Annotated in this window: 19 protein-coding genes and 1 pseudogene; 7 read left to right on the top strand and 13 right to left on the bottom strand. The window is 69.0% G+C overall.

What is annotated here, in order from left to right:
- Positions 1–4: 4 nt before the first annotated feature.
- Positions 5–2,320, bottom strand: a complete 2,316-nt coding sequence (gene hypF, locus HYU53_08370; protein MBI2221210.1) for a carbamoyltransferase HypF — start codon at positions 2,318–2,320, stop codon at positions 5–7.
- Positions 2,321–2,705: 385 nt separating this feature from the next.
- Between hypF and HYU53_08375 the strand changes: the two genes are divergently transcribed.
- From HYU53_08375 to HYU53_08395, 5 genes are all read left to right on the top strand, one after another.
- A complete protein-coding gene (locus HYU53_08375; GenBank protein MBI2221211.1) occupies positions 2,706–4,496 on the top strand; it encodes a 2-oxoacid:acceptor oxidoreductase subunit alpha in 1,791 nt (596 codons plus the stop codon).
- Between the two features lie 32 nt (positions 4,497–4,528).
- Positions 4,529–5,398 carry a 2-oxoacid:ferredoxin oxidoreductase subunit beta gene (locus tag HYU53_08380; protein ID MBI2221212.1) on the top strand — a complete coding sequence of 290 codons (870 nt, stop codon included), beginning with the start codon at positions 4,529–4,531 and terminating at the stop codon, positions 5,396–5,398.
- A gap of 79 nt (positions 5,399–5,477) precedes the next feature.
- Positions 5,478–5,684: a DUF2892 domain-containing protein gene (locus tag HYU53_08385; GenBank protein MBI2221213.1), complete on the top strand. Its 207-nt coding sequence runs from the start codon at positions 5,478–5,480 to the stop codon at positions 5,682–5,684.
- Complete coding sequence (locus HYU53_08390) at positions 5,681–6,259, top strand: sigma-70 family RNA polymerase sigma factor (GenBank protein ID MBI2221214.1); 579 nt, start codon at positions 5,681–5,683, stop codon at positions 6,257–6,259. Before HYU53_08385 ends, HYU53_08390 begins: the two co-directional genes overlap by 4 nt.
- Positions 6,256–6,513 (top strand): zf-HC2 domain-containing protein, encoded by a 258-nt coding sequence (locus tag HYU53_08395; protein ID MBI2221215.1) that lies wholly within the window; start codon positions 6,256–6,258, stop codon positions 6,511–6,513. Before HYU53_08390 ends, HYU53_08395 begins: the two co-directional genes overlap by 4 nt.
- 6 nt (positions 6,514–6,519) lie before the next feature.
- Here HYU53_08395 and HYU53_08400 read toward each other — a convergent pair whose 3' ends face one another.
- The 9 genes and pseudogenes from HYU53_08400 to HYU53_08440 all read right to left on the bottom strand — a co-directional run bounded on the left by HYU53_08400 (position 6,520) and on the right by HYU53_08440 (position 15,989).
- Positions 6,520–6,945, bottom strand: a complete 426-nt coding sequence (locus HYU53_08400) for a hypothetical protein (protein ID MBI2221216.1) — start codon at positions 6,943–6,945, stop codon at positions 6,520–6,522.
- Positions 6,946–7,051: 106 nt separating this feature from the next.
- The gene (locus HYU53_08405; protein ID MBI2221217.1) at positions 7,052–7,303 is read right to left on the bottom strand and encodes a ferrous iron transport protein A; all 252 of its coding nucleotides are present in this window, start codon (positions 7,301–7,303) and stop codon (positions 7,052–7,054) included.
- Positions 7,304–7,328: 25 nt separating this feature from the next.
- Positions 7,329–9,074 (bottom strand): ferrous iron transporter B, encoded by a 1,746-nt coding sequence (locus HYU53_08410; protein MBI2221218.1) that lies wholly within the window; start codon positions 9,072–9,074, stop codon positions 7,329–7,331.
- 204 nt (positions 9,075–9,278) lie between these two features.
- Positions 9,279–9,686: a DUF302 domain-containing protein gene (locus tag HYU53_08415; GenBank protein MBI2221219.1), complete on the bottom strand. Its 408-nt coding sequence runs from the start codon at positions 9,684–9,686 to the stop codon at positions 9,279–9,281.
- Positions 9,653–9,859: a DUF2892 domain-containing protein gene (locus HYU53_08420; GenBank protein MBI2221220.1), complete on the bottom strand. Its 207-nt coding sequence runs from the start codon at positions 9,857–9,859 to the stop codon at positions 9,653–9,655. The genes HYU53_08415 and HYU53_08420 overlap by 34 nt, the downstream gene beginning before the upstream one ends.
- Positions 9,856–10,374 carry a universal stress protein gene (locus tag HYU53_08425; protein MBI2221221.1) on the bottom strand — a complete coding sequence of 173 codons (519 nt, stop codon included), beginning with the start codon at positions 10,372–10,374 and terminating at the stop codon, positions 9,856–9,858. Before HYU53_08425 ends, HYU53_08420 begins: the two co-directional genes overlap by 4 nt.
- Position 10,375: 1 nt before the next feature.
- Positions 10,376–13,487, bottom strand: a pseudogene (locus tag HYU53_08430) (efflux RND transporter permease subunit).
- A gap of 26 nt (positions 13,488–13,513) precedes the next feature.
- Positions 13,514–14,668 (bottom strand): efflux RND transporter periplasmic adaptor subunit, encoded by a 1,155-nt coding sequence (locus HYU53_08435; protein MBI2221222.1) that lies wholly within the window; start codon positions 14,666–14,668, stop codon positions 13,514–13,516.
- 1 nt (position 14,669) lies between these two features.
- Positions 14,670–15,989, bottom strand: coding sequence for a TolC family protein (locus HYU53_08440; GenBank protein MBI2221223.1), 1,320 nt, complete (start codon positions 15,987–15,989; stop codon positions 14,670–14,672).
- A gap of 51 nt (positions 15,990–16,040) precedes the next feature.
- Between HYU53_08440 and HYU53_08445 the strand changes: the two genes are divergently transcribed.
- Together HYU53_08445 and HYU53_08450 are read left to right on the top strand one after the other, a co-directional pair.
- A complete protein-coding gene (locus HYU53_08445; protein MBI2221224.1) occupies positions 16,041–16,634 on the top strand; it encodes a sigma-70 family RNA polymerase sigma factor in 594 nt (197 codons plus the stop codon).
- A 1-nt stretch (position 16,635) separates the two neighbouring features.
- The gene (locus tag HYU53_08450) at positions 16,636–16,902 is read left to right on the top strand and encodes a zf-HC2 domain-containing protein (protein MBI2221225.1); all 267 of its coding nucleotides are present in this window, start codon (positions 16,636–16,638) and stop codon (positions 16,900–16,902) included.
- Between the two features lie 70 nt (positions 16,903–16,972).
- On the opposite strand, the gene HYU53_08455 is transcribed toward HYU53_08450, so the two are convergent.
- The 3 genes from HYU53_08455 to HYU53_08465 form a co-directional block, all read right to left on the bottom strand.
- Positions 16,973–19,240: a CocE/NonD family hydrolase gene (locus HYU53_08455; protein MBI2221226.1), complete on the bottom strand. Its 2,268-nt coding sequence runs from the start codon at positions 19,238–19,240 to the stop codon at positions 16,973–16,975.
- Positions 19,241–19,366: 126 nt separating this feature from the next.
- Entirely contained in the window at positions 19,367–22,609 is a 3,243-nt protein-coding gene (locus HYU53_08460; protein MBI2221227.1) for a fused MFS/spermidine synthase, read from the bottom strand.
- Entirely contained in the window at positions 22,606–24,771 is a 2,166-nt protein-coding gene (locus HYU53_08465) for a carbohydrate binding family 9 domain-containing protein (protein ID MBI2221228.1), read from the bottom strand. Before HYU53_08465 ends, HYU53_08460 begins: the two co-directional genes overlap by 4 nt.
- Between the last annotated feature and the right edge of the window lies 1 nt (position 24,772).

A 24,772-nucleotide genomic window follows, 5' to 3' on the forward strand; every position in this document is an offset into this window, starting at 1 on the left:
TCTCTCATGAGCGACGCGAGTCGCGCGCCGCCGTCGCGATCGCGTTGGCGACCAGGGCCTGCCCGAGCGCGATGCCGCCGTCGCCGGGCGGCACCTGCCGGTGGAGGCACACACGGAACATCGGGCTGAGTTCCTCGAGGGTCCGCTCCGTCAGCAGCGCGTTCTGAAAGCATCCGCCGGTGAGAACGACACGGAGCCTCCCGAACAGCACCGCGGCGTGACGGACGACTTGCGCGGATGCGGCCGCGATCGTGTTGTGGAACCGGGCCGCGACGATCGCCGGCGCCTCGCCGCCGATAAGCTCGTAGACGGCGCCTCTGACCATCGGGCGCAGGTCGATCGTCCAGGGCGAACCGTCACGAACGATGTCGAAGGGATACCGGCCGCGCTCGCGCCCCGGTGCCGCCGCCGCCATCATGTTCCACTCGAAGGCCAGCTGCCCCTCGTAGGTGGCCCGTGTGCGGCACAGGCCGATGGCGGCGAACGCGTCGAAGTATCTCCCCACGCCGTGGGCCGCCGGCGCGTTGGCCCCCGTGGCGATGAGCCTCCGGACGATCGCAAGCTCCTCGGCCGGAATCTGGCGGAACAGGCGCACATCAGCCACCGGCGGCTCACCCGCGAACGCGTCCTCGAGCAGCGCGAGGGCGATGCGCCACGGTTCGCGTATCGCCCGGTCGCCGCCGGCGAGCACGACGGGACGGAACGTCGCGAGACGGGTAAAACTGGCCGCGTCCGCCAGCAGCAGCTCGCCGCCCCATGCCGCGCCGTCGGCACCGTAGCCCGTGCCGTCATACGCGAGCCCGAAGACGGGGCCGGCGATCCGGTGCTCCGCGATGGCGCTGGCCACGTGCGCGTGATGGTGCTGCACGGCGATCCTGCGGGATTCGACGCGCAGTTGCGCGTAGCGCGTGGACAGGTAGTCCGGGTGCATGTCGTGCGCGACGATCTCCGGCTCGACCCCGAGGAACCGCTGCATGCGGTCGATGGAGTCCTGGTAGGACTCGAATGTTTCGAGGTTCTCGAGGTCGCCGATGTGCGGGCCCAGGTAGGCGGCGTTGCCGATGCCGAAGCAGAACGTGTTCTTGAGGAGCGCGCCGCACGCGAGCACCGGTGTGTCGAACGGGCGCGCGACGGGCACTGGACGCGGCACGTAGCCGCGCGAGCGCCGCAGCAGCATCGGGCCGCCGGCCACGACGCGCGCCACCGAGTCATCGCAGCGCGTCACGATCGGGCGGTCGTGCACCAGGAAGAGATCCGCGATCTCGCCGAGCCGCGCGAGCGCCTCCTCGTTGCGGAACGCGAGCGGCTCGTCGGACAGGTTCCCCGATGTCATGACGAGCGGGCACGCCGCCGCCCGCGCGAGCAGGTGGTGCAGCGGCGAATACGGCAGCAGCAGCCCGACCAGCGGGTTGCCGGGGGCGACCGACGCGGCCAGCGGCGCGCCGGATCGCCGCGGCGCCAGCACGATGGGCCGCTCCGCCGACAGCAGCAGCGCGCGCTCCGCCGGGCCAAGGTGCGCGAGGCGTTCCGCCTCGTCCAGGTCGCGCACCATGACCGCAAACGGCTTCTCGTCGCGGTGCTTGCGACGGCGCAGGCGCAGCACGGCGAGCTCTGACGCCGCGTCGCACGCCAGGTGAAAGCCGCCGATCCCCTTCACGGCCACCGTGAGCCCGGCGCCGATCAGGCGCGCCGCAAGCTCGATCGGATCTTCGCCGTCGATCGCCCCGTCTCCCGGCACCAGCGCGCGCAGCGTGGGACCGCAGGCCGGGCACGCGTTCGGCTGCGCGTGGAACCGGCGATCGTCCGGGTTGTCATACTCGCGCCGGCACTCGGGACACATGTCGAAGCCGCGCATCGAGGTCGCCGCGCGGTCGTAGGGCACACCGAGCGCAATGGTGAACCGCGGGCCGCAGTTGGTGCAGTTGGTGAACGGGTACCGGTGGCGGCGGTTCGCCGGATCGCGAATCTCGCGCGCGCAGTCGCCGCACGTCGCCAGGTCCGCGGGGATCGAGACGCGGCGCTCGTCGCCCGCTTCGCTCTCGACGATCGTGAAATCCGAGACCGCCTCCGGCGGAATCGCGCTGTCCTCCACCGAGCTGATCGAAGCGGCGGGCGGTCCCGATTCCCGCAGCCGGCGCACGAAGCGCTCGAGCGCCTCCTGCGACCCGAACGCATGAATGACGACGCCGGCGGCGTCGTTGAGGACCCGCCCGTGCAGGCGCAGCTCGCGCGCGAGGCGGTACACCCAGGGGCGGAAGCCCACTCCCTGGACGGTGCCACGGACGTGGATGCGCCGGCCTTCGACTGCGGCCCTGGTCATGTCTGCGGATGGTCCGCGGTGCCGATGGCAAGGAGGGTGCCACGCAACTCGAGCGGCAAAGCGCTGAAAACGCGCCTGAAACCGCGCGTCCACGGCCGGCCGGGGCGCCTGGACGCGCGCGTGACGGAAAACCGCAAAGAAAGTCCAGGATCTGGCAATCTGAGGATTTGACGATTTCCGCGTGCCGGTTTCCCGGCAACCGGCCGACGTTCGCGCGAAAACTACCAGGAAATACCCCGGTTTCCGCGCTGGCGAGAGCTTTGCGAATGAAGAACTGAGATCAACCGCGGAGTCGTTGCGCGTCCGGACTCCTCCGTCCCCCTACTGCATTCCGGGCGGCTGCGCTCCGCGGTTGACGTGTTTCTGGCCTTCTTTTTTCATAACCATGAGACAGGACCTCGTTATCGGGATGGCGGGCGCGGGCGGAGACGGCGTCATCGCCGCGGGCGAAGCGCTCATCGCGGCCGCGGCCATCGACGGCTATCACGCGCGCATGACCAAGAGTTTTGGCTCGCAGATTCGCGGCGGTGAGTCGTCTTTCCGCCTCCGCATGTCGACGGCGCCGGTGCTGAGCCTTGGCGGCGCGCTCGACGTGGCGGTCGCGCTCAACTGGGACGACTTCCTGCGCTTCGGCGCGGAGCTGCCGGTCGGCGGCCGCACGACCGTGATCTATGACAGCAAGACCGGCGTGGCGACCAGCCAGATTCCGCTCACCGGCATTACGCCGGCCGAAGTGGTGGCCGTGCCGATCGACCAGATGGCGCGCGACCTGGTCGGCAACGACCGGGCGAAGAACACCGTCGTCCTGGGGCTGCTGTCGGGGTGGTTCGGGCTGCCCGCCGCGGCGATTCTCTCCGGGCTCAAGAAGCGCTTTGCGGCGAAGGGCGAAGAGACCGTCAAGCGCAACGAGGACGCGTTCAACGCGGGCGTGAAATACGCGCAGGAGCATCCGCTGGCCAAGGGATCGACGCTCGCGCCCGTCGCGAAGACGACCGCCAAGCGGCTCATCGCCGACGGCAACACGATGTGCGGCGCGGCGGCCATCGTGGCCGGCTGCAGGTTTTTCGGCGGCTACCCGATCACGCCATCGACCGAGATCATGCAGTTCCTCACCAAGGAGCTGTTCAAGTACGGCGGCACCGTGCTCCAGGCGGAAGACGAGATCGCGGGAGTGGGCGCGGCGATTGGTGCGTCGTTCGCCGGCGTGAAGGCCATGACCGCGACCTCCGGCCCAGGCATGTCGCTCAAGAGCGAGATGCTCGGCCTCGCGACGATCGCGGAGCTGCCGCTGGTCTGCGTCAACGTGCAGCGCGGCGGGCCGTCGACCGGCATCCCGACCAAGAGCGAGCAGTCGGACCTGTTCCAGGCCGTCTTCTCGGCGCACGGCGACGTGGTCCGCCCCGTGCTCGCCCCGGTCAGCGTGGCCGACATCTTCGGGATCACGATCGAGGCCTTCAACATCGCCGAGGCCTACCAGACGCCGGTCATCGTGCTCTCGGACGGTGACATCGGGCAGCGGAAGGAAACCGTCGATCCGTTCAACGTCGACGCGTTCCCGATCGTGGAGCGCGATCGGCCGGCGCCCGACGAACTGGCCGCGTACACGCGGTTCAAGCTGACCGAGTCGGGCGTGAGCCCGATCAGCGAGCCCGGCATGGCCGGAGGGAACTATCTCGCGTCGGGCATCGAGCACACGCAGTCGGGAGCGCCGACGGCGGCCGGGTCGGTGCACGCGGAGATGACGGCCAAGCGGTCGCGGAAGCTCGACCCGCTCAAGAAGCGGAAGGACCTGTTCCAGGAATACGGCCGGGCCGGCGCGCCGCTCGCGCTGGTGAGCTGGGGCAGCGTCGCCGGCATCGCGCAGGAAGCGCTGACGCTTGCCGAGCGTGAGGGGCTGCGCGTGAAGCTGCTCGTACCCAGGCTGCTCTACCCGGTGGCCGAGGAGATCTACCGCGCCTTCTTCAAGTCGGTGCAGGGCGGCCTCATCGTCGAGCAGTCGTACCAGGGACAGCTCTGGCGGCTGCTGCGGATGTTCGTCAACGTGCCGGACGGTGTCGAGCCGTTTGCCCGGCCGAGCGCCGTGCCCATCAGCCCCGAGGAGCTCGTCACGCGGCTGAAGCACATTGCGGTGGAACTGCAGCGCGGGAGAATGCCCGAAGCCGCGCCGGTGGAATAGCGACGCGTTACGTTCGACACGTGGAGTCATCGATGCAAGCGACCCTGCAAGCCAAGGACTTCAAGAGCGACCTCAAGCCGATCTGGTGCCCCGGGTGCGGCGACTTCGGCGTGCTGTCCGCCATCCAGCGCGCCCTGGCGGCGATCGGGCGGCCGCCGCACGAGATCGCCTTCGTGTCCGGCATCGGCTGTTCGAGCCGCATTCCCGGCTACACCACGGCGTACGGCTTCAACACCATCCACGGCCGGCCGCTCCCGATCGCGCAGGGGATCAAGCTGGCGAAGCCGGAGCTGCTCGTCCTTGCGGCCGGTGGCGACGGCGACGGGTTCTCGATCGGCGGCGGCCACGTCGCCCACGTCGTGCGCCGCAACATCGACATCACGTACATCGTGATGGACAACCAGATCTACGGGCTCACCAAGGGGCAGCTCTCGCCCACCTCGCCGCGCGGATTGAAGTCGGTGACCTCGCCGTACGGATCGCTCGAGGGGCCGATCAACCCGCTGCTCTCGGTGCTCGCGTACGGCGCGGGCTACGTCGCGCAGGGGACGCCCGCCGACATGGCGGCGCTCGCCAAGCTGATCGAGGACGGCATCAGGTATCCGGGATTCGCGTTCATCAACGTGCAGTCCCCCTGCATCACCTACGGCAGCGTCGACGCGCAGCTGAAGCAGCAGAAGGCCGCGATGCAGGACCTGAGGGCGCTCGGGCACGACTCGTCGAACAAGCTGGGCGCGTACGCGCTCGCCGAAGAGTACGGCACCAAGCTGTATACCGGCGTGTTCTACCGCAAGCCGGTCGCCGAGCCGACGATGGAGGGCCTGGCCGCCGAACGGCACGCCATGCTCCGGGAGAAGGCGCTCCCCAAGAGCGACATCCTCAAGCTGTTCGCCCCGGCGTAACCGGCGGCGCCCGTGTGGCCTCGCCCGCCGCTGAATCCTTTTGGGTCCCGGCGGACTCTATCGCGATGGAGGTCACACTATGGGCGTTTTCTTCTCTCGGAACGAGCATTCGCTCGACCGGATGATTCGCGTGATTATCGGCACCGCGCTGCTCTCGCTCGCGTTCGTGGGGCCCCGGACGCCGTTCGGGTACCTGGGAATCATTCCCCTCGCCACGGGCCTCACCGGCAACTGTCCGCTGTACTCCCTGTTCGGCTTCTCGACCTGTCCGACGAAGGTGCGTTGAGCGATCCCGCGGATGCCGGCCTGCTCGTGCGAGCCAGCCGAGGCGATCACGCCGCCTTCGAGGAACTGGTGCGCCGCCACGAGGCGGCCGTCTACCGCTTTGCCCTGGCGATCGCCCGCAGCCAGGCCGACGCCGAAGATGCGATGCAGGAGGCGTTCGTTGCCGCGTACCAGCACGCCTCCACGTACCGCGCCGAGGCGTCCGTGCGCACCTGGCTGCTGACGATGGCGCGCAATGCCGTCTGGCGCCAGCGGCGGCGCCTGGCCTGCGACGTGGTCGACGAGGCGCTCGACGATGTCGACGAGTGGCGGATCGCCGAGGCGGCGGGGTGGGGACAGATCAGCCCCGAGCAGGCGGCGATTTCGGCGGCGGAACGCGAGCGCCTCCATGCGGCGTTGAATGCGCTGCCCACGGCGGAACGCGAGGTGCTCGTACTGCGCGAGCTCGAGGAACTGAGCGGCGAGGACACCGCGCGCGTGCTCGGGTTGAGTCTCGCCGCGATGAAGAGCCGCCTCCACAGGGCGCGGCTCCGGCTCGCGGCCGCGCTGCGGGCGGAAGGACCGATCACGACATGATGCCCGAAGAATGCAACGTCGCCGGCCTGTACTGCTCGGACGTGCTCGCCCGCCTGAGCCGGTACGTGGACGGAGAGCTCGCACGCGACGAAACGGCGCAGGTCAACGCGCACCTGGCGGGATGCGAGTGGTGTGAGCGGTTCGGCGGGCGCTTCAGCGCGACGGTCGTCGAGCTGCGGCGCAGGCTGCACGAGCCGGCGCCGCTGCCGCGCGATGTCGCGTCCAGACTTCGAGATCGCCTGAAGCCCCGGTAACTCGTGCTACGGCGTGTTCGCCGAGGCGAGGACCTGGTCCCATCTTACCGCTGGACTCCCCTCCTTCTTCGCCACCTCGCCTGCGTCTTCCGCGCGCCCGAACGCCATGTAGTCTTTTTCCGGCGACGCGGTGCTCAACGTCACCCGCACAAACGTGGCGCCGTCAGCGGGAATGAGTTTGCCCGTGTGGTGATTGGTGACGAAGAGTCCCTTGTAGTGCTCGCCGGGATGCTCGGCGAGGTATTTCGCCATGCACCCGGCCGTGCGGAACTTGTAGGCGTGCCCCCCCTCGTCGACCATCTCGCCCGCGAGCTTCACGTCATCGATCGGGCGGCCGCACCGGAAACACCGTTCGCCCGAGGTGATGGGAAGAGGCTTGACCGCGCTGCATCCGACGGCCAGTATCGCTGCCGCCACTGTCAGCCACCGCATAGAACCTCCCCGCCGGAAGTCCGGCAAGTTTAGCTGGAGCCGGATTGTTGAATGGCAAGAGAGGTGCCGGAGAAAAGGGGAAAAGGGGGACAGTCCCCCTTTTTTGTCAGGCGCAGCTGACGTCGGTCCGGAAGGTCAACCTCGTCCCGACGGTCTGGGGGGGCGCAACCATGATGACCCGGGCCACCGCACGTTCGACGGCCAGCTCCGTTTCATCGCACTCGAAGACGATGCCGGGGAACGTCTGGAGGACCCGGACGCGCGCGCCGGGGGTCACGCCCAGGGCGCAGAGCCGGTCCGATCGTCCATTTGGATCCGGCAACACCTGCACGATGACGCCGCTCTCCCCGGCGCGCATGGAGGCCAGCGGCCTCCAGTCCTTGCTAGAAGGCGACATGCAGGGCCCCCAGAACGTAATTGAGCACGGCGCCCGTGCTGACGGCCACCACGGTCACGAACGTGAGGATGGCGAGCGCGACTCGTGGCCCGCGTTCCTTGACGATCATCAGCAGGTTCGCGACGCAGGGCACGAAGAGCGTCATCACCGTCAGGGCGACGACAGACTGCGTGGCGGTGAGCGCGCCGTCGCTCACCATCGCGAACAATCCCGCGGCGCCGTAGTCTCGCCGCAGGAACCCCATGATGAACACCTCGGCGGCGCGCGCCGGCAGGCCCAGCCATCCGGTGACGACGGGCTCGGCGGCCCGCGCGAGGGCGACGAGCGCGTGCGCGCGATCGAGGACAAACAGCAGCACGGTCCCTATCAGGAACAGCGGCACCGCTTCGCCGAGATACCACCGGATGCGGAGGACGGTCTTCGTCAGCAGGTTGCGCGCCCGCGGGAGGCGGATCGGCGGCAGCTCGAGGATGAACTCCGAGCGATCGCCGGGCAACACGCGCGCGGCAAGCCATCCCACGACGACCATCTGCAGCAGGACGATCCCGAACAGCGTGCCCAGCGCGAAGAACGAAATGCCGCCGAGGATCCCCAGGATCGTGGCCAGCTGCGCCGAGCACGGGACGCCGAGCGCCAGCAGCAGGATCGCGATGAGGCGCTCCTTCGGCGTTCCCAGAATCCGCGTCGTCATGGTCGCCATCGTGTCGCAGCCGAGACCCAGCACCATCGGCAGCACGGCCTTGCCGTTCAGGCCCATGGCGCGGAAGATTCGGTCGCAGAAGATCGCCAGGCGCGGGATGTAGCCGCTGTCTTCGAGGAATCCGAAAATCAGGAAGAAGGTGGTGACCACCGGCAGCACGATCCCGAAGGCGTAGGTCAGGCCCATCGTGATCAGGCCGTAGTCGCCGACGAAGAAATCGCGCACGGGCGCCCAGGGAAGGTACTGCGCGAGGTTGACGGCGGCGGGATTAATCCACGCGCCGAAGACCTGTTCCTCGAGCAGTTCCACGAGAGTTTGGGCGCCGAACACGCCGACAAACAGGTAGGTGACGTACAGCACGGCGATCAGGATCGGGATCCCCGTGAGCGGCTGGCGGACCGCGCGCGCGAACGCCTCCTGCCACCGCCCGACCGTGTGTCGCCGCGTTTGGCGGTGGCGCTCCGCCATGTCGTGCGCCCAGGTGGTGTGCGTGGTTGCGGCGGGGATTGCGGGAACCTGGGCCTGTGCGAGGGCGGCGCGCAGCTCGTCGAAACCGCGCCCCTCGACGGCGACGGTCTCCACGACCGGAATGCCCAGCTCGCGCGACAGGGCGTCGGCCTGCACGTCGATGCCGCGGGCGCGCGCCTCGTCCACGAGGTTCAGCACGAGGACCATCGGCTTGTCGAGGCGCGCGAGCTGCCAGGTGAGCATCAGCGCGCGGCGCAGGTTGCGCGCGTCGGCGATCTGCACGAGCAGATCCGCCTCGCCGTTTTCGACGATGCGGCGCGTGATCAGCTCGTCTTCGCTGATGTCCCCCTCGAGGGCATTCACGCCCGGCGTGTCGATGAGATCGCAGACTTCCGCCCCGACCATGGCGCGCCCGCGCATGACCGACACGGTGGTTCCTGGATAGTTCGAGACGGTGGCGTAGCGCCCGGTCAGGCGCCCGAACACGACGCTCTTGCCGACGTTCGGGTTGCCGACCAGGGCGATGCGCAGTGGCCTGGCGCGCAGCGTAATCAAGGGCTGCACACGGGTGGCGCTATTTATGGCATGAGGACACGGCACAATGAATGTCCAGTCGCAAGGTGGATACCCGACCAGAATAGGCCGGAATTGGGGTAAACTGCGAACGGATCTCAGAAAGTGCCGGATTCCCGGCAGGACGGCGATAAGTGGGACAGTCACACTTTCCTGGCGGCTGTCTTGGAAAGTGTGACTGTCCCACTTATCGGTTCAGAGCGCCCCAAGCGCGGCCCGCAGCCGGCGATCGGCCTCTGCGGCCACCGTCTCGAGGCCGCTGTTGTCCGGCGCGACTCGAACCATGATCGCCGGCGCCATCGCGGCCACCACGCTCCGGTCGGGCGCAACCTCGTAGACCGCCACGTTGCACGGCAGCAGCAGGCCGACGTCGAGATCCGCGTCGAACGCACGGCTGGCCAGCGGCGGGTTGCAGGCGCCGAGGATCGTGTACTTGCGGAAGTCGCGATCGAGCTTCGCCTTGAGCGTCGCCTTCACATCGATGGTCGTCAGGACGCCGAAGCCCTGATCTTTCAGCACGGCGGTCGCCCGTTCGACCGCCTGCTCGTACGGCAGGGGGACTTCGACTTTCAGGCCGTAACTGGTTTCGTCGATTTTGCGCATGCTTTCCTCAGGATCACCATCATCGGGCACCAGTCGGTCAGCCCCGACTGGAACAGGTTGAGCCCGACAAACACCGTAAACCAATAGAACCCGGGATGCACGTACATCCCGAGGAGCACGCTCGCCGTGACGAACAGGCCGGCGATGAGTCTCAGATAACGCTCCACCATCACTCCTCCTCCCGTTTGTTGACGCGTAACGCCGCTTCGTGACGCAGCCAGGCCACGTGCTCCGCCGCGGAGCGGGATTCCGACGCGCGGACGATCAGCACGGGCACCGCCGCCTGCCGATGGACCCGCTCGGCGACGGACCCCATCCAGAGCCGCGCGGCGATGCTCTTGTCGTTCGTGCCCATCACGATCAGGTCGGCGTCGGACGCGCGCTGCAGGATCACCTCCGCAGGCGAGCCGTCCGCAACGGTGACACGCGCCCCGTGCGCGCCGTGCTTCTGGAGGAAAGCCGCCAGGTATCGCTCCGCCGCCGCTCGCGCGTTGGTGCGTTGCGCTTCGAGCATCTTCACCTGGTCCATGGTGAAGTACGGCGGCGCGGTGAGCGCCTCCACATGAACGGCCTCGAGCTGGGCGCCGAACTCGCGCGCCAGCGCGTCGGCCACCGCGACGGCGCGCGCCGACGCTTCGCCGAAATCAACCGGCACCAGGATTCGTTTCGGGGGATACGCCGGCGTCATGCTACGCCTCCACCGCCCGCGGCCGCGTCGCCGGCGCGCCATGCCTGTTGCCGAGGTAATACAGAATCGGGACGGCCATGCGCGACAACAACAGCGACGCCACCTCGCCCGCCATCAGCGAAATCGCGAGCCCCTGGAAGATCGGGTCGAACAGGATGACCCCCGCGCCGACGATCACGGCGGCCGCCGTCAGCGCCATCGGGCGGAACCGCACGGCGCCTGCATCCACGACCGCCTGGCCGAGCGGCATGCCGTCCTGCAGCCGCAGCTCGATGAAGTCCACGAGGATGATCGAGTTGCGCACGACGATGCCGGCGCCCGCGATGAAGCCGATCATCGACGTCGCGGTGAAGAACGCACCCAGCAGCGCGTGCGCGGGCAGGATGCCCACGAGCGAAAACGGAATCGCCGCCATGATCGTCAGCGGCGTCTTGAACGACTGGAACCAGCCCACGACCAGGATATAGATGAGCAGGAGCACCGCAGCGAACGCGAGGCCGAGGTCGCGGAAGACCTCGTAGGTGATGTGCCACTCGCCGTCCCACTTCATCGCGTATTTCGTCGTGTCGAACGGCTGCCTCGCGCTGAACAGCTCGAACGCGTACCCCTCGGGCATTGGCAGGGCCTGCAGCGGCGCCTGCATCTGCAACACCGCGTACACGGGGCTTTCCTGCTCGCCCGCGATGTCACCGATGACGTAGCAGCGTGACCTCGTGCGTCACGTCCCCGAGCGCGATGGACTGCCCGTTGCGCGCGCCGTTCAGCCGCAGGGGGTCGAGCGCCCCGGGCTCGCCGCGCATCTCGCGCGGCATGCGGAGCACGATAGGAACGTCCTCCAGCGACCGGCGGTCGTGCAGCAGCCCCGCGGGAGCGCCCGCGTTGGCCATGCGCACGACCGCCGCGACCGCCTCGGCATTCACGCCGGCAGCCGCGGCGCGTTCCGGATCCACGTCGAGGCGGCGCTTCCGCTGCGGCTCCTCGACGTACCAGTCCACGTCGACCACGCCCGGCGTCCGCTCGAACACGTCGCGCACCTGTTTCGCGAGCTCGGTGCGGCGCGCCTGGTCAGGGCCGTAGATCTCGGCCACGAGCGTCTGCAGCACCGGCGGCCCGGGAGGCACCTCGGTCACCTGGATGCGCGCGCCGAGCTTCTTCGCCAGCGGCGCGACCCGCTCGCGCACGCGCTTCGCGATCTCGTGGCTCTGCTCGGACCGATCGTCCTTCGAGACCAGGTTGACCTGCAGGTCGCCGACGTGGGGCTGCTGGCGCATGAAGTAATGCCGCACGAGGCCGTTGAAGTTGTAGGGCGCGCTCGCCCCCGCGTAGGTCACGACGTTGGTGACCGCCGCATCCCTGGCGACCTCGTCTGCCAGCGCGGAGGTCACGCGCGCCGTATCCTCGAGCGCCGTCCCCTCCGGCATGTCCACCATGACCTGGAACTCGCTCTTGTTGTCGAACGGCAGCATCTTGACCGTCACGAGCCCGAGTGGCACCAGCGCCGCCGCGATCACGAGCAGGAGCGCCGTTCCCCCGAGGAACAGCAGGCCCAGCCGCGGATTCGCGATGAGCGGCGACATCACGCGCCGGTAGAGCGCAGTCAGGCGATCCTCGGCCTCATGGTGGTGCCCGGCCTTGCGCGACAGCATCCTGACCGCGGCCCACGGCGTGACCATGAAGGCGACAATGAGCGAGAACATCATCGCGGCCGAGGCGCCGACCGGAATCGGCCGCATGTACGGCCCCATCATCCCGCCCACGAACGCCATCGGCAGAATGGCGGCGACAACGGTCAGCGTCGCGAGAATCGTCGGGTTGCCGACTTCGTCCACCGCGCGGATGGCGATCTGCGCCATCGACGGCCCGCTTCCCATCCTCGCGTGCCGCACGACGTTCTCCACGACGACGATCGCGTCATCCACGAGGATGCCGATGGAGAAGATGAGCGCGAACAGCGTGATGCGGTTGAGGGTGTAGCCGTAGAGATAGAACACCGCGAGCGTGAGGGCCAGCGTGACGGGAATCGCGATCAGGACGACGCCCGCCTCGCGGCGGCCGAGCACGAGCCAGATCAACGCCGAGACCGACAGCACGGCGAGGAACATGTGCCAGAGCAGCTCGTTCGACTTCTCTGATGCCGTCTCTCCGTAGTTCCGCGTGTGCGTCATCTGCACGTCGCTCGGCAGGAGCGTGCCGCGGATCGTCTCGAGCGTCCGCTCGACGCGGTGGGTCACGTCGATGGCGTTGGTCCCCTTTCGCTTGGAGATCGCCACGGTGACGGCGGGCCACGTGCGGCCATCGCGGCCGCGGTACGTCACGTACGAGCTGGGCTCCGCGGCCCCCTCACGAATATCCGCGACGTCGCGCGCGAGCACGGCACGGCCGGCGACGCTGGACACCGCGACCGAACCGACCGCGTCCACGCTGTCGAGCCACCGGCCCGCATAGACGATTTCGCGCGATCCGCCGCTCGTCAGCTCCGACGCGGCCCTTGCGTTGGCGCCGGCGAGCGCACCCTGTACCTGCAGGGGATCGACGCCGTAGGCGGACAGCCGTGCGGGATCCAGCGTGACGCTGACCTGGCGCGGGCGGCCGCCGATGATCGTCACCTCCGACACATCGCCGATCGTCTTGACGGAGTCGCGCACCTGCGCGGCAAACAGCCGCAGCTGGCGATCGTCGTACCGCCCGCCCCACAGCGTGAGCGCCATGATGGGCACGTCGTCGATCGATCGGGGCTTCACGAAAGGCGCCGAGACCCCTGGCGGGATGATGTTGAGGTTCGACGAGAGTTTCTGGTTGAGCCGCACGAGCGCGCGCTCCTCGTTCTCACCGACGAAGAAGCGCGCGATGACCATCGCCTGGCCCGGGCTCGACGTCGAGTAGAGGTACTCGACGCCCGGGATCTCCCAGAGCAGCTTTTCAAGCGGGCGCGTGACGCGCTGCTCGACCTCCGCGGGCGACGCGCCCGGCATCGAGACGAACACGTCGATCATCGGCACGACGATCTGCGGTTCTTCCTCTCGCGGCAGTGCGATGACGGCGAGCAGCCCCAGCGCCAGCGAACCGACGATCGTGAGCGGCGTCAGCTTCGAATGGACGAAGGCTGCCGCCATGCGCCCGGCCAGGCCGGTATGCTGGCTCACTGGCGCCCCTCCGTCGTCACGGGCGTACCGTCGACGAGCGAAGGGGGCGCGCCGCGGACCACCCGCTCTCCGGCACCGAGGCCCGACCGGACTTCGACGAACCCGCCGGCCTCGCGGCCGATTTCGACGATGCGGTAGCGGACCTGGCCGTCTGACACGACGAACACCGCGTCCAACTGGCCGCGCTGGACGAGCGCGTCGGCCGGGACCGCCAGCGTCCTGCGCGCGCTCCCGCTGAACTGGACGCGGGCGAACATGCCCGTGCGCAGCGACTCGCCCGCGGGAAGCGCAACCTTGACGACAATCGTGTGAGCGTTGTCCAGCGCCGCCGCCCGCTCGACGACTCTGCCCTCCACGGTCACGTCATCGCCGTTTGGCGCCGAATACACGATGCGCGGGTTCGCGGACCAGTTCACGCGCGCTGCGCGACCCTCGTCCATGCTCGCCTCCACCTGGTGCCCGCCGTCTTGTTCAACCGTCACGACCGGCGTTCCGGGCATGGTCATCGCGCCCGCCTCGACGTGGCGCTGGGTGACGATTCCCGTAAACGGCGCGACGATGCGGCCATAGCTGGCCGAGATGCGCGCGGCCTCGGCCGCGGCACGGGCGCCTGTGAGATTCGCGCCGGCGGCTGATACGGCCGCCGCTGCCGCCGCGGCGCGCGCCCCGGCGGCGCTGAGCGCCGCCTGCGCCTCGTCAAGTTCCTGGGCCGTCGCTGACCTCCGCTCCCGCAGGCGTGCGATGCGCGCGTGGGTCGCCGCGGCAAGCGTCAGGGCCGCCTCCGCGGCGGCCTTGTCGGCCTCGGCGGCGGTGCGTCCCTGCGCCGCAGCCGTGAGGAGCGCGTCGGCGCGGTCGCGGTTCGCCTCCATCTCGCGCCCGTCGAGCACGGCGAGCAGCGCGCCGGCGCGGACGCGGGCGCCCGGCCGGGCGCTGATCTCGCGCACCTGCCCGACGATCCGGCTCGTGAGCACGGCGACCGTGCGCGCGCGCACCGTGCCCCCCACGTCGATTCGCTCGGCGAGATCCCTCGCCTCGGCGGCGCCGATGCGCACCGTCACCGCCGCCCGCCTGGCCGGCTCGCGCGCCCCGCCCCCGCCGCCACACGCCGCGCTCAGGACGGCCACGACTGCAATCAGGGTTGCCTGTTTCATCTCACCGTCCCACTGCCCACTCGAGCGTCCGCTCGCTCAGAAAAAGATCGACCGTGGCCGCGCGTTGTTGGAGCTCCGCGTCGAGCAGCGCGTTGGCCGCACGCAGGAGATCGCTCACGCCGGCCATGCCTGCCTCGTACCGTTCGCGGATGATGCGCTGGGCTTCGCGCGCCTGCTCGACCGCCGAGCGCCCGGTCTCCTCGCGCGCGCGCGCCGCGGTCAATCGCGCCACGGCTGACCGCACGTCCAGGCGAATGGCATCTTCGAGACGTTCCCGCTCCGCTTCGGCCCGGACCGCGCCGGCCTGGGCTGCCGCCAGCCGAGCGCGGTCACCAAACCCGTTGAAGAGATTCCAGCGGACCTCGAGGCCGGCCATCCACCACCGCTGCCGTCCGGTAAACCCCTCACCGTCGAACTCGAGACCGGCCTGCAGGCCGACGGTGGGAAGAAACGCGGCGCGTGCAATGTCGCGGGTGGCCGCGGCGGCGCGCACCTGCAGGCCGGCCTGCTTCACCTGTTCACGGTTGGCAAGGGCTTCGCGCTCGAGGTCCGCGATCGCTGCGGATGCGGGAGGGACGGTTGGCGACGCGAGTTCCTCGAGCGCGAATGTCGTGTCGAGCGGCGCCCCGATCAAATCGTTCAGCGCGGCGCGGGCGACGCTCTCCTCGCCGGACGCCTGCGCGAGCCGCGCCTTCATCGCGGCGGCGTGCACCTGGAACACGAGCACGTCGGCATCGGTCGCCAGCCCCGCGTCGCGCCTCCGTTCGGCGCGAGCGCGGTCTTCGCCGGCCGCCGTCACCGCGGATTCGGCGGCGCGGCGGGCCGCTTCGGCGACCAGCATGCCGCCGTAGGCGCGTGCGGTCGCGAGCGCCAGGTCGCGGCGCAGCGAGGCGGTGGCCAGCGCCGCCGTCTCCTGCCCCGCTTTGGCGGCGCTCATGCGCGCAGGGCGCGCCGGATCAAGGAGGTTGTGCTGCGCGGTCACCGTGCCGCGCACGTTGCTGACCGCATCGGGGTGGTTCAGCGCGTCGATGGCGAAGTTGCCGGGCCCGAAACGGGACTGCGCGAGCAGCGAGCCGAACACGAAGACCGGCTGGTCGCTGCGCTGCCAGCTTTCGACGTAATCGACGCGTGGGAACCAGCCCGCGCGGGCCTCGTCCACGGCCGCCCCTGCCGCGCGCTCCCCCGCCTGGGCTCCCCTGAGCGCCGGGTGCTGGTCGACGGTCCGAGCCACCGCGTCCGCCAGGGTCAGGCGCTCCTGGCCCCGCACGTCGGCGCTGAACAGTGTCAGAATGATGAGAATGCCAACAGTCCGAAAACGCATCCGGGGAGAAAGATGCGCCCTGGTGCCAAAAGGTGACAGGCTGAGCCGGCCGTGACGCTTTCAAGGAACCTGCATCTTGATCCAGCGACCGACGACGCGGCGCTGGTCGCGGCGGTGCGGAAGGGAGATCAGGCCGCCCTCGAGGCGCTGCTGGTGCGCGCGCAGGAGATCGCCTATCGCTTCAGCCGGGTGATCTGCGGCGCGGGCGCGGCCGACGCGGAGGACGCCATGCAGGACGCCCTCGTGAACGTGTACCGGCGCGCGAGCGAAATCAGGGAACCGAAAGCGTTCCGCGCGTGGCTGTATCGCACCGTCAAGAACGCGTGCCTGATCGGGCGCCGGCGGAAGGTGCACGAGCCTGGGCGGTTGTTGTCGCTCGACGAGTTGACGCCGGGCGGCGAGTTCCCGGTCCCCTCCGGCGATCGATCGCCCGAGCAGCTCGCGATGGACGGCCGGACGCGCCTGCGGCTGCGGCGCGCGCTGGCGTCGCTCCCGCCCTCGTTCCGCACGATCGTGTTCCTGCGGGACATCGAAGGGCTATCGACCCGCGAAGTCGCGCAGGTCATGGACATCTCGGAAGATAACGTCAAGACGCGGCTGCATCGCGCGCGGCTGCAACTGAGGAAAGTGCTCGAGGATCGCTGACGTGGCGCCAGACCGACATGCCGAGGACGACTGCCGCGCCTTGCTCCTGCGAATGGCACGGGGGATCGAGGGAGATTTGTCTCCGGCGGAACGGCGGGCGCTCGCGAAGCACCTCGCCGGCTGCAGGCGGTGCGGCGAGTTCTCGAAGAGCCTTCAGCGAACCATCGCGCTCTGCCGCGAGGCGGGCGCGCCGGCGATGAGCGCGCGGGCACGCGCGCGAGCGCGCGCGGCCGCGCGAGGGGTGATCAAGGTAAGAGGCAAAAGGTAAGAGGGCACAGGCGAAACACAAACGGCCTTCCGACGGCGACGCCATCGGAAGGCCGTTTCGGTGGGCTCGGTTACCGTTGGCTCGTCATCACCGGTTTCGCCGGGATCACGGGCAGCTGCAAGTACGACGCACGCTGCGGGCCCATGTGGATCGTGTTCGACGCGCCGTCATGGTACGACGTGTCGTACACGAACGGCGTTCCCCAGCCGCAGCCGCCGATCGGCTGCAGGTCGAGCCGGACGCGATGCCCGGCCCGGACGAGCGCGGTCGTCGGCTCGATCTCGACCTCCACCCGGACGATGTCGTTCTTCCCCTTCAGCGGCGCATAGTCGGCCTTCGAGTGGGTGTGGAACGGCAGAAACGGCGTCGATTTCTTCGGATCGAGCGCGCGGTGTGACACCTTGAGCCCGCCCTTGCCGACCGGATAGTCGCGCCGTTCCGGCGCGAGCGCGTACTGGACCTCCTTGCCGTTCTCGTCCAGCACGCGGACGGACGCAAACAGATCCATGTCCGGGGAGGTCGATGACACCCACGCCACCAGCTTCGCGTAGCCGGCCAGCGTGACGTCTTCGGTCATCGGCTCCGAGATGAACGAGATGCCGTGAGCCGAGCAGGCCACGGTCTGCCGGTCCACGTCGGCGGCATACGACTTCGATGCCGCCTGTTTCGGTTCGCTGCGCCCGAGCGTCAGGAAGTCGGTCCGGTTGGCGCCGGCAACCGACGCCGGGGTGCCGTGCAGGTAGAACTTCCGGTAGTCCGTGCGCGCGACGGGGAATTCATTCTCGTACTGCCAGAACCAGCCGCGATCGCCGCTGCGGATCATCATCCGCACGGCCGGCTTCATCACGTCGGTGCTCTGCGGCTTCCCCTTGAGGAAGCGGTCATAGAACTTGAGGTGATGCTCCAGCGCGGGCGGCGTGTACATCCAGCCGGAGATGAAGTCGCCGGTGATGAAACTGAGCTGCTTCTCCTTGGACGCCGCGTCCATGTAGGTGACCGTCGAGCCGCGGATGTGCTGGTGCCCGGTGTGCGAGAGCGGCACCTCGACGAGCATCGGCACCGTCACCTTGCTCATATCCGCGTCGATCTCTCCCGGCGGCTTCGGGTTGTTGTAGTACGTGCCCCACGCGGGCGGATCCGCGAACGGGTTGGCATTCTGGTGCGCGACCCTGTCGAAGGTCGGCTGGCCGAGGCAGCGATTCACCTTGACGCTCTTCTCCCACCACCCCTCGCGGCCGATGACGTTCGAGATTCCGCCGGTGAACAAGACCTGGCGGAAGCGCTCCGAGTCGCCGGCCGAGACGACCATCGCCTTCAGGCTGGGCGGCTGCAGCGAGGCGACGATCGGCTGGTTGATGCCGAAGTAGGAGGCGCCCCACGTGCCCACGTTGCCATTCGCCCAGTCGCGCGAAGCGATCCACTCGATCGAATCGTAGAAGTCCTCCGCTTCCTGCGCGCTGTACGGGTTCATCAGGCCCGGCGTGTTGCAGACACCGCGGCCATCGATCCTGACCACGGCGTAGCCTCGCGGAACCCAGTACCTCGCGTCGGCGGTCTCGTGGTTCTCGTAGGGATGGCGCTCGGGGTTGCCCATGAAAAAGCGATCCTGCGCGATGGCTTTCTCCTGCACCTCCTGGTCGTTGCAGGTGCACCCGCGGTAGAACGCCTTGCCGTACGAGCCGATCCCCACGATCGCGGGATACTTGCCGGGCGCGATTGGACGGAAGACGTCGCCCAGCACGTACGCGCCGTCACGCGTCGGGATCTTGACGTCGGTGAACTTCTGGATCCCCCAGAGCGCGTAACGCAGATGGTTCCTCGCTTCGGCCGGCGTGCGCAGCCGCGTCCCGAGGGCGGTGATGATCGCCTTCACGCCCGGCTGCGCGGCGAATTCCTCTTCGCTGTTGCCGAACTCGATGTCGTGCTCGTACGTGCTCGCCAGTTCCCGCGCCTTGTCACTGATCGCGACGCCGTTCTCGACGTTACCGTCGGCGTCAAGGCTCTGAAGAAACCGCGCCGCGTTGGTGGCCTGCGGGAAGTGAATCTTCTCGACGTCTCCGTTGACGCCGAGAATCAGGTGGGCCACCGTCATCAGCTCCTTGCCGCCGGCAGCGGAGCCGAGCGGCAACTCTCCGACCGAAAAGGTGACGGTCTCGCCGGGACGGTACTTGTACTCGCCCTGCGCGTTGGTCGTCCCGGAAAGCGTCGGCGTTCGAAAATTCAATCCTTCGACGCCGAAGAAGACTCCGGTCTGTACGCCGTCCTGCGCGGTCACAGAACCCGCCGACAGCAGCACTGCCGCAATGAGGGCTGCGCTTCGGTGTAACCATTGATGCATGGAAGACCCCTCCGACTTGGGTGGTCGGATTATCGCTTGGCCGCCGGACGTGTCAAGCACGCCACACGCGAATTGACGTACGGTGACACGCCGGAGACAAACTGGATACAGTTGCTGCGGCCCCCGTCACGCGCCGCCGGCCCGCGCAAGCAGGCGCGCGGCTCGCGCGTGGTGTCCCTGCCGCGACAAGGCTTCGGCCAGACCGCGCAGTGCGCCGGTGGAGTGCTGGTCAATCGCGAGCGCCTCGGCAAAGTACCCGGCGGCCGCCGCCGGATTCGATGCGCCCAGCTCGAACACGCCGAGATTGACGTACGCAGCCGGGTCGCGCGGGTTGCTCGCGATTGACGCCTCGAAAGCCCGGCGCGCGTCATCGGAGCGCCCGATGCTCGCGTAGGACGCCCCGAGCAGGTTGTGCACCCGCGCGTCGCGCGGCGTGAGACCAACCAGCCGCGCGGCGACCGCAGCCGCGCTGGCGTGTTGCCCGGTGAGGAACAGCAGCGTCCCCCGCGCGTACAGTGTCGCGGGCGCGTCCGGCCAGCGCGCGTCCATTCGCCCGACGACCGACGCAAGCCTTGGCGTGTCGCCCGCATCGGCCGCGAGCGAGGCGAGCTGCTCGTGCACGCCGGGGTCCTCCGGCGCGAGCCGCAATGCCTCATCCGCGGCAGCCAACGCCTCGTTCATCAGGCCCTGCCCGGCCAGGATCCTCGAGAAGTGACGCCGAGCGGCCAGGTTCGTCGGACGGCGCCCGGCGAGTTCTGCGAGAAGCGCCGTCGCGGCGGGGATACGGTCGCAGCCCGCGGCGGCGCGAGGCAGCGCTTCGAGCGCCTGCTCGTCCGACGGGTCTTCGCGAAGCGCGCGAGCCAGGTCGTCGTAGGCCGCGGCGTGGGCCGCCGCGCCGAGCTGCATCAGCCCCCGGTTCCGGTAGTGCGCCGCGGTGGCGGCCGCGTACGCCTCTGCCACCGCCCGAGGCCGCGCGCCGTCGGCGGCGAGCCGCCGCAGCCTGGAAGTGTTGTCGTCGGTGCTCCGGCCGTAGATCCCCATCGGCGCGGAGAACTCCAGTCCCGTACGGTCGTCGGTCTGCGCTGGTGCGTCGCCGGCGTATCGCGCCATGAACGCGCCGCCGCCCAGGTACAGAGAGAGCACGCTGAACGGCTCACGCGCGTCCACCGTCCCGAGATCGGCCGCGACGGCAGCGCGGCGCCACGAGGCGGCGACGGCCTCGAGCCGTGGTTCACGATCGCCCGCACCCCCCACGAGCAGCAAATCCCCCTGCCCCACCAGCCACACGGTGCCCTCGGGGAACACGGATCGGAACGTGGCGACAATCGACCGCAGGTCGGCATCGCCGATGTCGTAGGTGTGCGCCCACTGGCAGAACAGGCCATCGGCGGCGAGCCGCGCGCGCGCCGCGCCGAAGAATTCCCGCGTGAACAACGCGGACACGCCCGCCATCCAGGGGTTCGACGGCTCCGAGATGATCACGTCGTACCGGCGCGAGGAGAGGAGGAAGTGCGAGCGCCCATCGCCAATCAGCAGGTTCGTGCGCCGATCATCGAGCGCGTGGCGGCTCTCGGCGGCAAAGAACCGCGACGCCTCCACCACCTGCGGCGAGATCTCGATCATGTCCACGCGTTGCACGGGGTGGGCCAGCGCGGCTCCCAGGGTCACGCCGCTGCCGAGCCCGATGATCGCCACCTCACGGGCGTCAGGGTGCAGCAGCAGGGGCAGATGGCCCAGCAGCTTTTGCGTCAGCATGTCGCTGCCATTCGACGCGTCCACCTTGCCGTCGATCGCGAGCATCAGCGTCCCCGCCGCTCGCCGGACCGACACCGTGCCGCCGGAGCCCTCGTCGTAGTAGAGCATCGTGCCGACGCCGAGGCTTGCCCGCAGATCCAGGTCGGCCAGGTACGGCGCGTACTTGTACGCGCCGCTCGACAGCATCTCGCGGTCCCATGACGGCGACGCCGCACAGGCGGCGAGCGCCAGAACGGACGCGAGGATGGCCGCGAGGCGGCCATGCCCGGTCGCACCGCCGGCGATCACGATGAGCGCGCCGGCGATCGCTGCGGCGGCGCTCGCGGCGAGCACCACGTTCTGGAGGCCGAGCGAAGGAACGAGCAGGAATCCTCCCGCCAGCGCGCCGGCGATCGCGCCGATCGTGTTCGCCACATAGACGGCGGACACGCCGCGGGAGAGCGTCGCGTCTGTCCCGCCTCCGACCGCGACCGCAATCGGGAACGCGGCGCCGAGCGGTACGGTCATCGGCAGCAGCATGATGACGACGGCGGCCGACTGCAGAACCATGATGCTGGTGAACGTCGCGTCGGGCCGCGCCACCATCCAGGCGACCGCATACGGCAGTCGATTGACGAGATACGCCAGCGACAGCGCACCGATGGCACCGGCGACGAGCGTGAGTCCCAGCAGCAGCACGGGCCTGGCGCGCCTCTTCAGCGCCACGCTCGCGCTGCCGGAGCCCATCGCCAGGCCGATGATGAACGCGGCCAGCATGGCGCTGAAGGCGAACGTCGTTGGCCCGAGGGTCGCCGCGAGAATCCGTGTCCAGGCGACTTGAAACACCATGGCGACGGCACCTGACGCGAACACGGCCGCCGCTGCCACACGTGGTCGCGCCGTTTCGAGGGCCACCGCGGGGGCCGCGCGCCGCCGATCGCGCCGCGGCGTGAGCGGCAACCGTGGAACTGGTTCCGCATGCGCGTCCTTCCGCGACGCCAGCCAGATGGACATGCCGCCCGCCAGAAGGTTCATCGCAACCGCAATCAGCGTCGTCCCGTGCAGCCCGAGCGAGGGGATCAGCAGGAAGCCGGCGGCGAACGCGCCGACCGCCGCGCCCAGCGTGTTGCCCGCATACAGGAGGCCCACCTGGTGCCCCGGCGGCGTCGAGCCACGAACGAACCAGCGGACCGCGATCGGCAGGGTGGCGCCCATGGCGACCGCGGGAATCGCGACGAGCACGAGCGCCGTTCCCAACCGCACGAGCGGGAAGAGCAATCCGCTGTGGCCGTCGGCGTACGCCCATGCCAGCAAGGGGCGAAGCGACGCGAGGGCGATCGGCAGCACCAGGGCCGTGGCCGCGATGGCTGCCTCCAGGGCCGCGTAGGCCACCAGCGCCCGGACGCGTGAAAGCCGTGGCGCATAGACGCCACCCAGCGCCGCGCCGATCGCGAGCCCCCCCATGAACGCGCCGAGCACCGTGCTCACCGCGGCGACCGTATGGCCCATATGAAGGCCGAGCAGCCGGGACCACACGACCTCGTACACGAGAGCCGCGAAGCCTGACAGGAGGTAGACCCCGAGAAAGAGTGCGCGCGCCCCCTGCATGGGTCTCGAGATCTGTTCTGATGTCACAGGCGCAGCAGGTACGTCAGCTTCACAACAAAGCTGCGGTCCATGACCAACGGGGCGGCGGTGCCGATCAGGCGGTTCTCGTTGTACACGACGTACAGATCGCTGCCGGGTTTGTAGATGTAGTGCAGACGCAGGTTGACGCCGCCGAGTTCGGCCTCGCTGTTCCACTGCAGAAATCCCGCGGTGAACAGCCGCGTCGTCACGGCATAGTCGATGCGGGTGCCGACCAGGTGGCTTCGGAAGCCGCCAGACGGGAGACGCACGTCATTCACCTCGTAGTTGAGCGAGTACGCGAGGTGACTGGTGGGCTTCATGATCGTGTTCATCATCACGCTGCGGCGGCTTCCAGCGTAGAACGACCCGAACGAGTAGTCCACGAAGCCCGCGAGCCTGCGGCTCGGCCCGGAGGTCAGCCGGATCGCGGCATCCGTGAAGCGGTAGCCTCCCAGGGGGATCGTCACGTCCCGATAAATCGTGAAGGGCGCATCGAGCCGCTCGAGGTTTCGCGAGATCGTCACGCTCAGCGCGTCCGAACGGCTCGATTCCACCGAGGACCCGAACGCCGCGCTCCTGGACTGCAGGCCGCGATCCGCACCGGTCGTATAGTCGATGTCTGCCGTGAAGAACACCTGGCGGATCCGCCTCCGGTTCACGCGCGGGCTATACCGGAACCCGCCGTAGTTCGCGCGGATGTCGCGACGGCGGACGAACCCGACGGCGGGGTTGAAATTCGGGCCGACGTTCAGGTGATCGACTTCCAGCCCCCATGTATCCCCTTCGTAGGCGAACTGCGCGCGCCCCGACATGTCGCCAGTCGACACTCCCGGCGCCTGGCTCCTCGCGAGAAATCCGCTCGCGCGAACGCTGCGGCCGAAGGAGACGTTCGCGTCCGCGCCGAACGCCCGGTGCGCGTCGGCATCCGGCGAATCGCGCGCCGTGAACATCGCGCCGACGTTGGATCGCTGGAGAATGTCGCGCTTCACCCGGGCGACGGTGAAGTTCGTGGTGGGGACCGATCCGTTCTCGCCCGTCGTGATGTTCAACAGGCCGACGCTGTACGGCCCGGCCCTGCCGGTGAGACGCGCGCCGCCGTGCAAGGGGACCGCCCTGTTCCGATCGAGACCGATCCGCCGGCTGAAGAACAGCAGCGTCGTATTCGGATTACGCGTCGCCACCCCCCTCGGCACGCCGAACGTGTAAATGTCGCGCCCCTCGAGGAAGAAATCGCGCTTTTCGGGAAAGAACAGGTTGAAGCGCGTCAGATTGAGCTGCTGGGTGTCGGCTTCCACCTGGGCGAAATCCGTGTTGTACGTCAGATCCAGGTTGAGCCCCTGCGTCACGCCGTACTTGACGTCGAGGCCCCGATCGAAGAACCGGTCGGCATCGGGGCGGCCGCCGGCCGGGTCCTGGCTCGAGCCGACGACGCCAAACGGTTTCAATTCGAGGTGCCGGCTCCGCGCCAGGTCCGTGAGGCCCGTGAGATCCGCTGCCGCAGACAGCCGGCCGATCGCCTGAACGCCAAGCTCGCGCGGCAGCCTCGTGAGGAATGTGTGCTCTCCCTTCCGAAGGACGCTGCGGCGGACGTTGACGCCCCACACCGGCGCCAGGCCGAGGTCGTAGCGGAGGCTCGCCAGCGGCACCACCATCTCGACGGTCCAGCCCTGTTCATCGACGGTGGTCCGGGCGTCCCAGACGGTGCTCCAGTCCCAGTTGAATTGCCGCTCATCGGTCACGAACAGGTCGTGCATCGAGCCTTTCGGCGTGACGATGAACATCGGACCGTTGCGAAAGTCGCGGAAGGTGTCGAACACGATCGCGAACGAGTCATCTTTCGTGCTGATGGACGCCACGTCGCGCTTCATCTCGTTCGCGATGATCCGGTCCGGCTCGCTGTCGTAGCACCGGGCGCCGATGTAGAGGTGCTCCTCGTCGTACAGGATGCGGACCTCCGTCCGCTCGGTGGCGGGCGCCCCCTCGTTCGGGAGCTGCTGGATGAATCCGCTGAGGACCGGCGCACGGTCCCACGCCGGGTCATCGAGCACGCCGTCGATTCGCGGGGGCACCTCGACGCGCGTGGCCGCGATTTGTGGCCGCGGGGGAGGGGACTGAGCGGCCGTCGACAGCGGCAGCCCGGCGAGGAGCAGCGTCAGCACCAGGCGCACG

The sequence above is a fragment of the Acidobacteriota bacterium genome, from assembly GCA_016184105.1.
In the GTDB taxonomy this organism is placed as follows: Bacteria; Acidobacteriota; Vicinamibacteria; order Vicinamibacterales; family 2-12-FULL-66-21; genus JACPDI01.

What these genes read in the sequence shown, in the direction of transcription:
- hypF (MBI2221210.1), bottom strand. Translation starts at nt 2,320, where the DNA reads ATGACCAGGGCCGCAGTCGAAGGCCGGCGCATCCACGTCCGTGGCACC.
- HYU53_08375 (MBI2221211.1), top strand. Translation starts at nt 2,706, where the DNA reads ATGAGACAGGACCTCGTTATCGGGATGGCGGGCGCGGGCGGAGACGGC.
- HYU53_08380 (MBI2221212.1), top strand. Translation starts at nt 4,529, where the DNA reads ATGCAAGCGACCCTGCAAGCCAAGGACTTCAAGAGCGACCTCAAGCCG.
- HYU53_08385 (MBI2221213.1), top strand. Translation starts at nt 5,478, where the DNA reads ATGGGCGTTTTCTTCTCTCGGAACGAGCATTCGCTCGACCGGATGATT.
- HYU53_08395 (MBI2221215.1), top strand. Translation starts at nt 6,256, where the DNA reads ATGATGCCCGAAGAATGCAACGTCGCCGGCCTGTACTGCTCGGACGTG.
- HYU53_08400 (MBI2221216.1), bottom strand. Translation starts at nt 6,945, where the DNA reads ATGCGGTGGCTGACAGTGGCGGCAGCGATACTGGCCGTCGGATGCAGC.
- HYU53_08405 (MBI2221217.1), bottom strand. Translation starts at nt 7,303, where the DNA reads ATGCGCGCCGGGGAGAGCGGCGTCATCGTGCAGGTGTTGCCGGATCCA.
- HYU53_08415 (MBI2221219.1), bottom strand. Translation starts at nt 9,686, where the DNA reads ATGCGCAAAATCGACGAAACCAGTTACGGCCTGAAAGTCGAAGTCCCC.
- HYU53_08425 (MBI2221221.1), bottom strand. Translation starts at nt 10,374, where the DNA reads ATGACGCCGGCGTATCCCCCGAAACGAATCCTGGTGCCGGTTGATTTC.
- HYU53_08435 (MBI2221222.1), bottom strand. Translation starts at nt 14,668, where the DNA reads ATGAAACAGGCAACCCTGATTGCAGTCGTGGCCGTCCTGAGCGCGGCG.
- HYU53_08440 (MBI2221223.1), bottom strand. Translation starts at nt 15,989, where the DNA reads ATGCGTTTTCGGACTGTTGGCATTCTCATCATTCTGACACTGTTCAGC.
- HYU53_08455 (MBI2221226.1), bottom strand. Translation starts at nt 19,240, where the DNA reads ATGCATCAATGGTTACACCGAAGCGCAGCCCTCATTGCGGCAGTGCTG.